Origin of the sequence: Hymenobacter monticola, assembly GCF_022811645.1 — a bacterium.
Taxonomy (GTDB): Bacteria; Bacteroidota; Bacteroidia; order Cytophagales; family Hymenobacteraceae; genus Hymenobacter; species Hymenobacter monticola.
The window spans coordinates 1,351,443-1,365,305 of record NZ_CP094534.1; the positions used below are offsets into that span (position 1 = coordinate 1,351,443).

Consider the following 13,863-nt stretch of genomic DNA (forward strand, 5'->3'; position numbering starts at 1 on the left):
AGCGGCCGCTTACCTTATTTATGAAGGAACTCCTGAAAAAACTGCTGAAAAGCCTGCCCATTGCCTTCACCAAAAACCAGCAGTACGACCGGGACACGCAACGGGTGATGCGCAAGGTGCTGCACCCCACCGCCAACTGCGTGGACGTGGGGTGCCACAAGGGCGAAGTGCTGGAGCTGATGTTGCGCTACGCCCCCCAGGGCCAGCACTACGGCTTCGAGCCCATTCCGGACCTATTTAAGAACCTGGAAATCAACTTTGCAAACCGGCCCAACTGCCACTTTTACCAGCTGGGCCTGAGCAATGCCCCCGGCGAAACCTCGTTCAACTACGTGGTGAGCAACCCGGCCTACAGCGGCTTTGTGAAGCGCAAGTACGACCGGGCCCACGAAGAAGACACCCTCATCACCGTGCGCAAAGAGCGCCTCGACACGGTGCTGCCCGCGGGCACCCGCGTCGACCTTATCAAGATTGACGTGGAAGGCGCCGAGCTGGAAGTGCTGCAAGGCGCTACGGGCATCATTGCGGCCAGCCGCCCCGTCATCGTGTTCGAGCACGGCCTGGGGGCTTCCGACTACTACGGCACCCGCCCCGAGCAGATTTACGACCTGCTCACGGCCCCCGACCTGAACATGCGCATCTCCACCATGGCGCGCTGGCTGGCGGGGCGCCCGGCCTTTAGCCGCACCGAGCTGGTGCAGCAGTTTGAAAAGGGGCTGAACTATTACTTTATTGCCTACCCCGCCGAAACCGCCCCCAAAGGCTGATGCCCGGGCCCCGGCCCCGTTGTCATTCACCTTCTCCCCCGCCCACCCATGATAACCCGCCCCTTCAACTTTCAAAAGTGGATTGACGAACACCGCCATTTGCTGAAGCCCCCGGTGGGCAACCAGCAGGTGTTCAAAGACAACAAGGACTTCATTGTGATGGTGGTGGGCGGCCCCAACGCCCGCAAAGACTACCACGTGGACGCCGGCGAGGAGCTGTTTTGGCAGGTGGAAGGCACGATGACCGTCAAAATCATTGAAGACGGCCAGCCCGTCGACATCACCATCGGGCCGGGCGAGATGTTTCTGCTGCCGCCTAATGTGCCGCACTCGCCGCGCCGGCCGGCCGGCACCGTGGGGCTGGTGCTGGAGCGCTACCGCGAAGGCGGCGAGCTCGACGGCTTCCAGTGGTACTGCGAAAACTGCGGCCACAAGCTCTACGAGGAGTTTGCCGAAATTACCGACATCGTGGCCCAGTTGCCGCCCATCATGAACCGCTTCTGGGCCAACGACGAGCTGCGCACCTGCAAAAACTGCGGCACCTACATGGAAGCCCCCGCGCCGCCCCCGGCCGGGTAGCGCCGGCCGGGTAGCGCCGGCCGGCTAAGGGTTAGGCAGGCGGCCGGTTTAGCAGGGTGCGGTAGGCGGGCCAGTCCCAGTCGCCCTTGTTGTAGAAGCAGCGGTCGAAGTTGTTCATCAGGCGCCAGTTGTAATTCACCAGCACAAGGCACAGCGCCGCCACCAGCCAGCGCCGCCGCACCAGCACGTTTTCGGTGAGGGCGGCCAGCGGCCAAGCCAGCACGGGGTACAATTCCACAAAGCCCCGGCCACCGTAGCCGCAGCCCAGCGTGTAGGCCCACCAAGCCGCATACAGGTAAGAGGCCAGCCCCCACAGCAGGGCCGCCAGGCCGGCCCACCACCAGGAACGCCCCCACCCCAGCAGCCACACGCCCGGCCCTAGTATCAACAGCAGCAGCGGGTTGTAGAGAAACGCACCGTTGTTGGGCGCAAACCACACCTCGGCCAGCCGTGGCGTCAGCGCGTAGGGAAAGCCCTCCTGGCCGTAGCTATACACCCAGTAGCTGCCATAGGCGTAGTGGTAGTAAAGCATTTGCGGCAGCCAAAACACCGCCATCACGGCCACCACCGTGCCCACGGTGCGCCAGTGCAACAGCCCGCGCAGCCGGGCGGCCAGGGCTTCGGTGGGCTGCGCGGGCCACAGCAGCAGGGGCGCCGCCAGCACCAGATTGAAAGGCCGCAGCGCGGCGATGAGCCCCAGCGTGGCCGCCACCGCCAGTACCTCGCGGCCCCGGCCGGCCCCCAGGTGGCACCACTCGGCCACGTGGGCCCGGCCCAGCAGCCACAGCAGCAGCGCAAACGCGAAGAAGGAATAGACGTGCGACATGCCCGTTTCGATGGCGCCGTAGTACAGCAGGTTGGTGCCGTAGAGCAGCAGGGCCAGTGTGGGCACCACCACCCACCAGGCGAAGCGGCGGCGCAGGGTGGCGGCGAGCAGCATCAGCCCGGCCACCAGGTAGGTGGCGCCGGCCACGTCGATGCTCTTGCGCACGGCCGTCGAGAACCCGCTTTTATCGGCGCTCAGGGCTTGCGCCACGGCCCAGAACGGTGCTTGCAGCAGCGCCGTGCCGTAGGGGTATTTGGTTTCGACGATGTTGGTGGCGCGGTTCAGCGCGAAGCCGCCACCCAGGGTTTTGTCGAGGTCGGCCGGGAAGCGCCGCGCTTCGAACTGGTAGCAAAAAGCGGCCGGCAAATACACCACGTAGCCGCCTTTGTCGCCCGATACCTCGTTGTGAAAATCGTTGAGCGCCGTATTGCGGTGCCGGTCCAGGCTCATCTGAACAACCAAGACATAAACCAGCAGCCAGGGTAAATAGCGCATGAGGGGCTTTATATGAACAGGGCAAAACTACGCCCGCGTTTAGGGCCCGGCGCTGGGTGTCGTATTTTCAATCGCAGGGCCCATGCGGCGCTTATCGAGCCGGAGCCTTAGGGCATTGGCCCGTCGGCGCTGTAGCTTCGCACTGGCAAGCCGGTTTGCGGCTTACTCCTCCGTTTTAGCCGCCCACCCCGTGCTTTCCATCGACATTCACACCCACATTCTGCCCGAGCGCTGGCCCGACCTCAAGGAGCGGTACGGCTACGGCGGCTTCATCCGGCTGGACCACCACAAGCCCTGCTGCGCCCGCATGATGCAGGACGACAAGTTTTTCCGTGAGGTGCAGGACAACTGCTGGGACCCAGCCGTGCGCCTGCGCGAGTACGACCAGTTTGGCGTGCAGGTGCAGGTGCTGAGCACGGTGCCCGTCATGTTCAGCTACTGGGCCCAGCCGCTCGACTGCCTGGATTTGAGCCAGCTGCTGAACGACCACATTGCCGACGTGGTGCGCCGCTATCCCACCCGCTTCGTGGGCCTGGGCACCATTCCGATGCAGGCACCCCAGCTGGCCATCCGGGAGCTGGAGCGCTGCATGAAAATCGGGCTGGCGGGCGTGCAGATTGGCTCGCACGTGAACGACTGGAACCTCGACGCGCCCGAGCTATTTGAGGTTTTCGCGGCGGCCGAGGAGCTGGGCGCCTGCGTGTTTGTGCATCCCTGGGACATGATGGCCCAGGGCAAAATGCCCAAATACTGGCTGCCCTGGCTGGTGGGCATGCCCGCCGAAAGCACCTTGGCCCTGTGTTCGCTCATCTTCGGCGGGGTGCTGGAGCGGCTGCCCAACCTGCGCGTGGCCGTGGCCCACGGCGGGGGCTCGTTTGCCAGCACCATTGGCCGCATCGAGCATGGCTGGCAGGTGCGCCCCGACCTTTGCGCCATCGACAACCCGCACAACCCGCGCAAGTACCTAGGCAAGTTCTGGGTCGACTCGCTGGTGCACGACCCGCTGATGCTCGACTACCTGGTGAAGACCTTGGGCGCCGACAAAATCACGCTCGGCACCGACTACCCGTTTCCGCTGGGCGAGCTGGAGCCGGGCCAGCTCATCAAGTCGATGCCGTTTTCGGACGACATCAAGGCGCGCATGCTGGGCCAGAACGCGCTGGACTGGCTGGGCCTGGCGGCCGAGCGGTTTGCCGCCGCGGCTGGCCTTGCCGCCCACCGCTGAAACAGCCAGCTCCGGCCGTAGACTTTCCTCGTTTCCCCTTTCTAATAGACTTTATGCGTACTTATACCCGGCCTTTCTTGTCGGCACGATTACTGGTGTTCGTGGCGGTGCTGGGCCTGTTTTCGGGCTGCCGCTCCCAGCAAGAGCCCGACTCTTTTCTGTTGCTCGACTCTGATTTTGAGCAGTTTGATGCCTGGGGCCTCCCCCAGCCCGCTTTCATCTCTACCGACCAGGCGCACTCGGGCCGGTTTTCCTGCGGGGTAGGCGAAGGCGTGGAATACGGGTTCGTTTACCACACCACGCTGGGGAAGGGCGGCTTTGTACCCTCGCGGCTGCGCCTGCAGGGCTGGACCTACCTCACCAGCGGCCTCATTCGCTCCACGGTGGTGGTGGTGGAGGTGCGCTGCCACGGCCGCCGCCCGCCCGTGTGGCAGGGCCTGAACATCGACGGCGTGGTGCGGCGCTACCAGAAATGGGAGCCCATTACCAAAACCATCGACCTGCCTTCCGACCTCGACCCCACCGACGAAGTGTGGGTATCGGTGTGGTGCCCCGAACGCGGGGCGGCCAAATACTTCGACGACATGACCCTGGAAGCCCTGCGCTAATTCTTCACCTCCATAGGCATTCGCACCCATTTCGTGTCGTCATTCTCCTCTTCGTTTTCCTTTCTGAAGCGTTATCCCGCCGTGGCCGCCGTGGGGGTTCACCTGCTGCTGCTCACCGCGCTGGCCTCGGCGCTGTACTGTTTTGGCGTCATCCGCTACCTGCCCGACGACGCCAACGTTGCCCGCTGGGACGTGCAATGGTACACCCTCATCCGGGACGGCGGCTACACCTACTCGGACACGGGCATGAGCCCGACGGCTTTTTTTCCGCTCTTCCCCTATGTCTGGCGCTGGACGCACCTAAACAACCTGCACATGGGCATGCTGAATTACGGCCTGTTTGTGGTGGCGTTTGGCTGCCTGGCCCAGCAGTTGCGCCTGCCCGCGCGCTGGACCCTGCTTCTGCTCTCTACGCCGGTGCTGCTGTTTATGGTAATTCCGTACACCGAGGCGCTGTTTTTTGTGTTTTCTACGCTGCTGGTGCTGGGCCTGCACCGCCAGCGCATGAGCTGGTGGCTGCTGGGCTTGCTGGGGGCCGGCCTCACGCGTTCGGCCAGCACGTTATTTTTGCCCGCGTTGCTGTTCATGGCGCTGCTATGGGCCGCTCAGCCGGGCCAGGCCCGGCGCGCGGCGCTGTGGGGAGGCTTGGGCTTGCTGGCCAACGGGTTGTCGATAGGCGTGGTCGCGTTCATTCAGTGGTATCAGGTGGGCGAGCCTTTTGCTTTTGTGAAAGCGCAGGCGTTTTGGGGGCGGCATTTGCGCTGGCCGGAGTTTCCGCTCAACACGCCGTCGGGCATCAACGTGCTGTGGCTGGATGCGCTGGCGCTCTGGACCGGGGTAATGGCCATTTGTGCCTGTTGCTGGCTGGCGCTGCGCTGGCTGCAGCGCAACAAGCGCCCCCTGCCGGCCGTGCCGCCGGTGGTGGTTTTTGCCTTGGGCTACTGCGTCAGCGTCACCTTATACCTGCTTTCGTATCAGGGCGGCAGCATCTGGAACTTTGCCCGCTACGTGCTGGCCACGCCTTTTTTCGTGGTGCTGGTGTGGTACCTTGGTACCCAGCCCGCGTGGCCCCGGCGCTACTACCTCTACATCCTGGCCGCTACGCTGGCCCTGTGGCAGGTGTTCGGCGCCTACACCCTCGCCTTCGATAACTTCACCCGCGGCCAGGCGCTGTGGTACTTCGGGTTGGTCACCGCTTATTTGTTTGCCTACCTCACGCTGCGGCAGTTTCGCTGGCAGCGCGAGGTGAGCATGCTGCTGTACGTCTTCAATCTGGTGGTGCAGCTGCACCTGCTGGAGTGCTTCCTGCAATATTACGTGGTGCAATAACGCGCCTGGCAGACCACGGCCACCGGGGCCGACGCGGTTATCTTTGCCGCCCATGCACACTGCCCTCTTCCCCGCCCCCGCCCTCGACGCCACCGACCCGCTGGCTTCCTTCCGCCAGGAATTTCACCTGCCGCCCGGCCCCGATGGCCGCCCGGTGGCCTACTTCTGCGGCAACTCGCTGGGCCTGATGCCCAAAGCCGCCCGTGCGGCCGTCGAAACCGAGTTCGACACCTGGGCGCGGCTGGGCGTGGAGGGCCACTTCGAGGCGCCTTCGTTCTGGATGCACTTCCACGAAACCCTCACGGAGGCTTCGGCCCGGCTGGTGGGGGCCAAGCCCCTTGAAGTGGTGGTGATGAACAACCTGACGGTGAACCTGCACCTGCTGCTGGTGTCGTTTTACCGCCCCACGGCCACGCGCTACAAGATTCTGATGGAAGGCGGGGCCTTTCCTTCCGACCAGTACGCCATCGAAAGCCAGGCCCGCCTGCACGGCCTCGACCCCGCCGACGCCATTGTGGAGCTGGTGCCGCGCCCCGGCGAACATACCCTGCGCACCGAAGACATCGAAGCCACCATTGCCGGGCTGGGCGACTCGCTGGCCACCGTCCTCATCGGCGGCGTGAACTACTACACCGGGCAGGCCTTCGACATGGCCGCCATTGCCCGAGCCGGCCACGCCGTGGGCGCCTACGTGGGCTTCGACCTGGCCCACGCCGCCGGCAACCTGCACCTGCAGCTGCACGACTGGGACGTGGACTTTGCCTGCTGGTGTACCTATAAATACCTGAACTCGGGCCCCGGCGGCACCTCCGGCGTGTTCGTGCACGAGCGGTTTGCGAATCGTCCCGACCTCGTGCGCCTGGCCGGCTGGTGGGGCCACGACCCCAGCGTGCGCTTCCAGATGAAAAAAGGCTTCCGCCCCATGCCCGGCGCGGCCGGCTGGCAGCTGTCCAACGCCCAGATTTTCCCGATGGCCATTCACCGCGCCAGCCTCGAAATTGTGGACCGCGCCGGCGGCATGCCCGCTTTGCGTCGCAAGAGCGAGCAGCTTACTGCTCGCCTCGAAAGCCTGATTCACGGCTTGAACTTGCCCGCCAGCAAGCTTGAAATCATCACGCCCCAAGACCCCGCCCAACGCGGCTGCCAGCTCTCGGTGCTGGTGCACGAGCGCGGGCGCGAGTTGTTCGACTTCCTTGCCGACCAGGGCATCATCGCCGACTGGCGCGAGCCCAACGTCATCCGCCTGGCACCCGTGCCGCTCTATAATTCGTTTGAGGACGTAGACCGGGTGGGCGAAGCGCTGGCACGCTTCTTTAGTGAACAGTTGGCCGTTAATAATTAGCAGCGGTTGCTGCACTTAATTTCCCCGCTGGTCAATTGCTCACTACTTATCGTTAACTGAAAAGATGGAAGATTACGCCGCCAAGATGCTGCTCAAGACTGATGCGGCCCTGCGCGAATACGTGACCGGCCATGTCCAGTACCGCGAGGCCGCCGTGCTCGCCGCCCTCGACGAGCTGCGCCGCCGCGGCCAGCCCGCGGCCGAGGAAGCCGCCCTGCGCCCCGCCCTCGAAGCTGGCGCCGCTGCGCAGGCTACCCGCGAAGCCGCCCTGGAAGCCGAGCGCCAGCGCAACGCCCCCCCGGCCGAAGCCGACGACGAGCCCAGCGGCCCGGTGCTGTACTCGCAGTCGGCCATCGTGCTGTTTTCCCTGTTATTCACCATGATAATGGGAGGCATCCTGCTGAGCATCAATCTGTATCGCCTGGGCAAGAAAGGCGCCATGCTGGGCTTGCTGCTGTTCATTGTGGCGTATCTGGTAGCGGGGAGCTTCCTGCTGGGGCCGCTGCTGGCGGCCGTGGGCATCAACCCCGTGCTGGGCGGGCTGTTGTTTAACATTCCGGCGGCACTGCTCTACGGGCTGTGGGTGTGGCCGCGCTACGTGGGCCCAATCAGCTACCGCAGCCGCAGCATTCTGCTGCCCGTGCTCATTTATTTCGTCTTTGCCTGGGGTGCTCTGAAGGTCATCTCCTTCCTGCCGCCCAAAGAGCGGCAGAAGCTGGAGAAGATGATGCAGAAGTAAGGCCGCTGCAACCGGCCGCCCGGCTTCCGCTTCGTTTTCATCAAAAGAATGTCGCTGCTTCCCATTCCGCTGCCCGGCGCCGAGCTGTTGTTTGACGCCGATTTCCTGCCCGAAGCCGCGGCCGCGGCCCTACTGGCCAGCCTGAACGCCGAAACGGCCTGGGAGCAGCGCAGCATCCGGCTGTTTGGGCAGGAATTTCCGCAGCCGCGGCTCACGGCCTGGTACGGCGACGCCGAAGCCCGCTACACGTACTCCAACCTTGCCTGGGAGCCCCGTCCCTGGACGCCCGCCCTGCAGGCCCTGCGCCAGCGCGTGGAAGCCGCCACCAACGCCCGCTTCAACAGCGTGCTGCTGAACCTGTACCGCGACGGCCGCGACAGCATGGGCTGGCACGCCGACGACGAGCCCGAGCTGGGCCCGACTCCGGTCATTGCCTCGCTCAGCCTGGGCGCCCTGCGCCGCTTCCGGCTGCGGCCCCGCGCCGGACTCGTGCACCCGCCCGTATCGCTCGATTTACCCACGGGCAGCCTGCTGCTCATGCGCGGCCCCACGCAGCAGCACTGGCAGCACGCCCTGCCCAAAACCACCCGCCCCCTGGGCCCGCGCCTGAACCTGACCTTCCGGTGGGTGGCGGGCAGCGGGGCTGGCAAGTAGCACAGGACTAACTCAATACAGAATGTCGGGGTGCCCGCTCAGTTCTGAGAAATAGCCGTCGCCCACTTCATAATCGCCGACCCGGAAAGTGGGGGCAGCCTCGGAGCCGGCTTTCATATCCAAACCAGCTTCGGTTGGTTCTGGCGCGGGGGTGGTCGGAGCGTCGAAGGCCGCCTCGTTGGTTACCGGCTTTGCCGGAGCGGTTTTAGACTTTTTAAGTGATGGTTTGCGGGGCATCAATGAATGGGATGATGTGGAAGGAAACCTCAGCCGTATTCAGCGACTTGCATAGCAGCGACGCCTTTTACAAGGAACGTACCAAGCCCGGGCCGCGCCGGCAGGGCCAGCCGCCATTGCGGAAGCAGGGGCGCTATGCGCGGGGTTGCGGTGGGTGACGGCCAGCTTGCTGCCTGAGGCAAGACGCTGATAGCCGCCATTTAGCAGAAGAGCCTGCCTAGGGCAGTGGAGTAGCTAGCTGGCTATTGCAATGGTAGAAACCAGCCAGGAGGTGGGTAGAAGCAAAGAAACGTACGTTTGATAACTACACTTTTTACATGTTCACTGGCGTGCCGAATTCGGGCCCGCTCTGATAAATCCTCCCGATATGCTACTAATACCGAATGTCTGGGTGCCCGTATAGCTGCAGGTCGCCTTCTTCGCTCACCACGTAGTTGCCTACCCGTAGCGCCATGGGGGTGGCTACAGGCAGCGCGGGCGCGGGCAGCCGGCGGCGCCAGGCCGGTGCGCTGGGCGCAAAATCGGTAAGGGCCAGTGACGCCATCACCTGCTGAGTACGGCGGCGGCTGGCCCGGCAGCGCCAGCGCCGGTAGCTCATGCACTTGTAGCGAAAACGAAAATGAGTCATAGCCAATGGTGATTTAGTTCTAATTCGACAAAGGTCCTGTGCCGGTTGCCTGGGCTGAAATTTTTACGACTAGTCATATCGAATGGGCGATGAGTACAACTAAAGCGGCGGCGGAAGCATCGCCTCAGCCGGCAAAGGGCGGAAGGGTAGTAGTTTCGCCTCCCACCCGCCCTTTGGGGGCGCTCCACCCTTTTCTCTTCCCGTTTTATGGCTGCTGAAATGCCGTTGTTGCCCGCTGCCGAGCCGCTCACCGTGATGGGGGCCGGCCTGGTCGGTTCGCTGTTGTCCCTCTACCTGGCCCGGCGGGGCCACCCGGTGCAGGTGTTTGAGCGGCGGGCCGACCCGCGCCGCGCGGGCTTCCAGGAAGGCCGCTCCATCAACTTGGCCCTCTCCGACCGCGGCTGGCGCGCCCTCGAAGGGGTGGGCGTGGCCGACGACATCCGCGAGGTGGGCATTCCGATGAGCGGCCGCGTGATGCACGACGTGCAGGGCAACCTCACCCGCCAGCCCTACGGCCAGGACGGCCAGGCCATTTACTCGGTGAACCGTGGCCACCTCAACCGCCGCCTGCTCGACCTGGCTGAGCAGCAACCCAACGTGCGGTTGCAATTCGGCCAGCAGTGCCTGGGCATCGACCTGAAAAAGCAGGAGCTGCACCTGCGCGACACGGCCACCCAAGCCGAGCACAGCGCGCCCTACACGCGCCTGTTTGGCACCGACGGGGCCTTTTCGGCCGTGCGCGGGGCCCTGCAGCGGCAGGAACGGTTCGACTATTCGCAGGACTACCTTGACTATGGCTACAAGGAGCTGACCATTGCGGCCGGCCCCGGCGGCAGCTGGCAGTTGGAGAAGAACGCGCTGCACATCTGGCCCCGCGGGCAGTACCTGATGATTGCGCTGCCCAACCTCGACGGCTCCTTCAACGGCACTTTGTTCTTCCCCTACGAAGGTGCCGAGAGCTTCGCGGCCCTGCAAACGCCGGCCGACGTGACGGCCTTTTTCAACCGCGTGTTTCCCGACGCCGTGCCGCTGATGCCGGATTTGGAGCAGGAGTTTTTCGAGCACCCCACGGGCTCGCTGGTCACCATCCGCTGCTTCCCGTGGAAGTTCGATGATGACGTGCTGCTGCTCGGCGACGCCTCGCACGCCATTGTGCCCTTCTACGGGCAGGGCATGAACGCGGGCTTTGAGGATTGTAGCGTGCTCAACGAGCTGCTCGACCGGCACGGCGACGCGGCCTGGCCCACCATTTTCGCCGAATTCCAGCAGCAGCGCAAGCCCAACACCGACGCCATGGCCGACCTGGCCGTGTACAACTTCGTGGAGATGCGCGACCGGGTGGCCGACCCGCGCTTCCTGCTGCAGAAGAAGATTGAGGCTAAAATATCGGCTCAGTACCCCGGCCGCTGGACGCCGCTCTACTCGCAGGTCACGTTTTCGCACACGCCCTATGCCGAAGCCTGGGCCGCCGGCCAGCGGCAGGACGCCATCATGGCCCGCCTCATGCCCCACATTCAGGCCGAAGCCGACTACGACCAGCCCGCCGTGCAAGCGCTGGTGCAACAGGAAATGGCCGAAAAGTAGTAGCCGCTGCGCGGGCTAGCGCACGGCCAGCTCGCTGCCGTCGAGGGCCTGCGCGGTGCCGGCCAAGCGCCGGCACAATTCCTCGTAGCTGGTGAGCTGGCGCGCGTCGAGCACGTGGTGCACCGCCAGGCGGTACGCGCGCTGGGCCTCGCCCGCATCGGCTGCGGTGGGCGCCAGGGCCAGCGCCCGGCGCTCGGCAGCAGTGAAAGCTTCGACGGCGTGCTGCTGGTCGGCGCTCAGGGCGAGGGCCTGGGCCAGGAGGCGGGTGATGCGGTGCGCCTTCCGTACCTGGCCCGACAGGCCGGGCTCCGGCGTTTCGTTGCGCGCCTCGGTTTCGGCGGTTGTCAGGGGCCGGGGGCGGTGGCTGGCGCGGGCAGTTAAGGCATTGCCTATCAAGACCAATCCGAGCAGGACCGGGAAGCGTAACTTCAACATCATCTAATAAAGCCGAAGAACAAGCTCCATCATCGAACTCATTCTGTGTCATTTGCAGGTATCAAAACTATTCACGAAGGCCCGATGGCGCTTTCGTTGGTAGACGGTCGTCGGCTTTTCCTCTGCGAGTTGTTACTTTATACCGGCGAACGTACCGCCTTGCCCGTCCTTTCTTCTGTCTATGTTAACATGCGCCATCATTGACGATGATGAAATCAATCGTCTGACCCTGGAACACTACATCGAGCTCACGCCCAACTTGAAACTGGTGGCCTCGCTGGGCGACGGCATTGCCGGCCTCACCTTCTTCCGCGAGGGCAACAAGGTCGACGTGCTGTTTCTCGACATTGAGATGCCCCACCTCAGCGGCCTGGAGCTGTTGCGCGTGCTCTCCGACCCGCCCGAAGTCATCATCACCACGGCCCGCCAGGATTTTGCCGTCGACGCCTTCGAGCTGCGCGTGACGGACTACCTGGTGAAGCCCTTCGAGTTTGCGCGCTTCACGCAGGCCGTGCAGCGGGTGCAGTCGCGCGCCGGCCAAAACGGCCCGGCCGTCGCGGCTGCCGCCGAGGCTCCCGCCAACACCGACCTGTTTGTGAAGGTGAACAGCCGCATGGTGCGCATCAACTTCGACGAGGTGCTGTACGTGGAAGCGTTGTCTGATTACGTCAACATCGTGACGGCCAAGCAGAAATACATCGTTTACACCACACTCAAGGCCCTTGAAACCCGGCTGGCTTCCTTCCCGAATTTCATTCGGGTGCACCGCAGCTACCTATTGAATACGCAGCACATCGAGTCCATCGAAGACAACACCGCCAACCTGCGCGGCGGCCACTTCGTGCCCATCGGCAAGTCGTACCAGGAAGGCTTCTACAAGGGTTTGCAGCGGATTTAAGCTCTCGCTTTTTAAGCCGAAAAGGCGAGGCGCTACGGTAGCGCCTCGCCTTTTTCATGACCGTAAACAGCCCCTTGGAATTACTCCAAAACCACGCGCTGACTGGCGGTGCGGCCGTCGTAGTCGAGGCGCAGGACGTAGAGCCCGCGGGCCAGGCCGGCCGTGCGCAGTGTGAGGGCCGGTGCTCCGGCTACAGCCAGTACCGTGCGCCCCGTGGCCTCGAGCAGGGCCACCCGGCGTGGCGGCGCCGCCTCAAAGCGCAGTTCCAGCTGTTCGCGGGCCGGGTTGGGCCAGAGCTGCACGGCGGCCTCGTGCGCCGATTTGGACGCCAGCGGCTGGGCCGCCAGCAGGCGGGTAAGGCCGGAACTGGGCTGCCCGCCCACCTGCTCAAACAAGCCGGCAACGATGATTTTGCCGCTGGCTTCAACCCGCATATCGATTACCCGGGCGGTGTTGTAGGTATAGTTGATGACCGGCATGGTGCGGAACCGACTGATGTAATGCGCATTGAGGGTCGTATCGGGTTGGCCGCTGGCTACGCAACGCACCAGCGGCGCCGGGCCACCCCGGGCATTTGCCGCATTCAAGGTACCCGCCGCCAGAACAAGGCCATCCGCTTGCTCGACCAGTCTGGTCACCGGGCCGGTCGGGAAATTGGTATAGACGGGGTAGCCCATCTGATACGACTGCAAGCTGCTGTCGATGGTGCCGTTGGGCAACAGCCGGAGCAGGCTGGGAATGCTGCCTCCGTAGTCGAAGATGCCGCCCAGCAAGTAGCGCCCGTCGGCCAGCCGCAGCAGGCAGTTCACATCGGACCGGTTGAGCGTCTGGGCCACGAAGCTGGCATCGGGCGCGCCAGTGGCGCTGATGCGGCCAGTGGTGACCCGGTTGTTGAGTTCCGGCGAAGACGTGACGTAGGTGAAGCCGCCTGTGGGCTCCAGGCTCACGGCTTTCACGTACATGTCGGCGCTCAGGGCCGGGCTTTGAAAACCCGTGTCGCGGCTGCCGTCGCTGTTCAGGCGCACCAAGGTTTGCTGGCCGGTCACCACCAGCTTGCCATCGGCCTGCACGAAAACCGTGGCGCCCGCCCGGCGCAGGCGCGTGCCCAACGCCGCCGAGGTATCGAGCACAAATGAGGCATCGGGGTCGCCGCTGGGCAGCAGGCGCACCAGCGGGCGCACCGAGTCGGCCCACACCAGTGCCCGGCCATCGGCCTGCACGGCCAACAGGCCCGAAACCCCACTGCCCAGCTGCGGGCAGCGGAAGCTCACATCGGGGCGGCCGTCGGCCAGGATGCGGGCCACGTGGCGGGTGGCGTGGCCGTCCACGGCCGTGAAATCCCCACCAACCACGTACTTACCGTCGGCCTGTGGCACCACCCGGCGCAAAATGCTGACGTTGGCACCGTTTTGAAAGGTGGCGTTGTGAAAGCTGGGGTCGCGCTGCTGGGCCTGCGCCAGCGCGCCACTTCCCAATAGCCCGAGGAGAAAAAGTAAGGGTTTGCGCATAGCCGAAGG

General features: G+C 64.3%; 15 protein-coding genes. 10 read left to right on the forward strand and 5 right to left on the reverse strand.

All coding sequences use genetic code 11. The features are described 5' to 3' along the window. The first annotated feature begins 20 nt into the window (after positions 1–20). Both MTP16_RS05725 and MTP16_RS05730 read left to right on the forward strand, forming a co-directional pair. Positions 21–767, forward strand: a complete 747-nt coding sequence (locus MTP16_RS05725) for an FkbM family methyltransferase (RefSeq protein WP_243516681.1) — start codon at positions 21–23, stop codon at positions 765–767. A gap of 48 nt (positions 768–815) precedes the next feature. Further along, positions 816–1,346 (forward strand): 3-hydroxyanthranilate 3,4-dioxygenase, encoded by a 531-nt coding sequence (locus tag MTP16_RS05730; protein ID WP_243516682.1) that lies wholly within the window; start codon positions 816–818, stop codon positions 1,344–1,346. 31 nt (positions 1,347–1,377) lie between these two features. On the opposite strand, the gene MTP16_RS05735 is transcribed toward MTP16_RS05730, so the two are convergent. Next, positions 1,378–2,667 carry a hypothetical protein gene (locus MTP16_RS05735; protein WP_243516683.1) on the reverse strand — a complete coding sequence of 430 codons (1,290 nt, stop codon included), beginning with the start codon at positions 2,665–2,667 and terminating at the stop codon, positions 1,378–1,380. Between the two features lie 190 nt (positions 2,668–2,857). On the opposite strand from MTP16_RS05735, the gene MTP16_RS05740 reads away from it, so the two are divergent. From MTP16_RS05740 to MTP16_RS05765, 6 genes are all read left to right on the forward strand, one after another. Continuing rightward, positions 2,858–3,892, forward strand: coding sequence for an amidohydrolase family protein (locus MTP16_RS05740; RefSeq protein WP_243516684.1), 1,035 nt, complete (start codon positions 2,858–2,860; stop codon positions 3,890–3,892). 53 nt (positions 3,893–3,945) lie between these two features. Next, on the forward strand, positions 3,946–4,500 hold the full coding sequence (locus tag MTP16_RS05745; RefSeq protein WP_243516685.1) for a hypothetical protein: 555 nt from the start codon (positions 3,946–3,948) through the stop codon (positions 4,498–4,500). Between the two features lie 33 nt (positions 4,501–4,533). Beyond that, on the forward strand, positions 4,534–5,829 hold the full coding sequence (locus tag MTP16_RS05750) for a hypothetical protein (protein WP_243516686.1): 1,296 nt from the start codon (positions 4,534–4,536) through the stop codon (positions 5,827–5,829). Positions 5,830–5,881: 52 nt separating this feature from the next. Then, on the forward strand, positions 5,882–7,171 hold the full coding sequence (gene kynU / locus MTP16_RS05755; protein WP_243516689.1) for a kynureninase: 1,290 nt from the start codon (positions 5,882–5,884) through the stop codon (positions 7,169–7,171). Between the two features lie 64 nt (positions 7,172–7,235). Further along, entirely contained in the window at positions 7,236–7,910 is a 675-nt protein-coding gene (locus MTP16_RS05760; RefSeq protein WP_243516691.1) for a hypothetical protein, read from the forward strand. A 48-nt stretch (positions 7,911–7,958) separates the two neighbouring features. Continuing rightward, positions 7,959–8,564 carry an alpha-ketoglutarate-dependent dioxygenase AlkB family protein gene (locus MTP16_RS05765; RefSeq protein WP_243516693.1) on the forward strand — a complete coding sequence of 202 codons (606 nt, stop codon included), beginning with the start codon at positions 7,959–7,961 and terminating at the stop codon, positions 8,562–8,564. Between the two features lie 12 nt (positions 8,565–8,576). On the opposite strand, the gene MTP16_RS05770 is transcribed toward MTP16_RS05765, so the two are convergent. Continuing rightward, the gene (locus MTP16_RS05770; RefSeq protein ID WP_243516695.1) at positions 8,577–8,801 is read right to left on the reverse strand and encodes a hypothetical protein; all 225 of its coding nucleotides are present in this window, start codon (positions 8,799–8,801) and stop codon (positions 8,577–8,579) included. A 373-nt stretch (positions 8,802–9,174) separates the two neighbouring features. After that, the gene (locus tag MTP16_RS05775) at positions 9,175–9,429 is read right to left on the reverse strand and encodes a hypothetical protein (RefSeq protein WP_243516697.1); all 255 of its coding nucleotides are present in this window, start codon (positions 9,427–9,429) and stop codon (positions 9,175–9,177) included. A 207-nt stretch (positions 9,430–9,636) separates the two neighbouring features. On the opposite strand from MTP16_RS05775, the gene MTP16_RS05780 reads away from it, so the two are divergent. Next, positions 9,637–11,013 (forward strand): FAD-dependent oxidoreductase, encoded by a 1,377-nt coding sequence (locus tag MTP16_RS05780; RefSeq protein ID WP_243516699.1) that lies wholly within the window; start codon positions 9,637–9,639, stop codon positions 11,011–11,013. A 15-nt stretch (positions 11,014–11,028) separates the two neighbouring features. Here MTP16_RS05780 and MTP16_RS05785 read toward each other — a convergent pair whose 3' ends face one another. Next, entirely contained in the window at positions 11,029–11,451 is a 423-nt protein-coding gene (locus MTP16_RS05785; RefSeq protein ID WP_243516701.1) for a hypothetical protein, read from the reverse strand. Between the two features lie 178 nt (positions 11,452–11,629). Here MTP16_RS05785 and MTP16_RS05790 point away from each other — a divergent pair, with 178 nt between their 5' ends. Further along, on the forward strand, positions 11,630–12,346 hold the full coding sequence (locus MTP16_RS05790; protein ID WP_243516703.1) for a LytR/AlgR family response regulator transcription factor: 717 nt from the start codon (positions 11,630–11,632) through the stop codon (positions 12,344–12,346). Between the two features lie 80 nt (positions 12,347–12,426). Here MTP16_RS05790 and MTP16_RS05795 read toward each other — a convergent pair whose 3' ends face one another. Continuing rightward, on the reverse strand, positions 12,427–13,854 hold the full coding sequence (locus MTP16_RS05795; RefSeq protein WP_243516705.1) for a T9SS type A sorting domain-containing protein: 1,428 nt from the start codon (positions 13,852–13,854) through the stop codon (positions 12,427–12,429). Between the last annotated feature and the right edge of the window lie 9 nt (positions 13,855–13,863).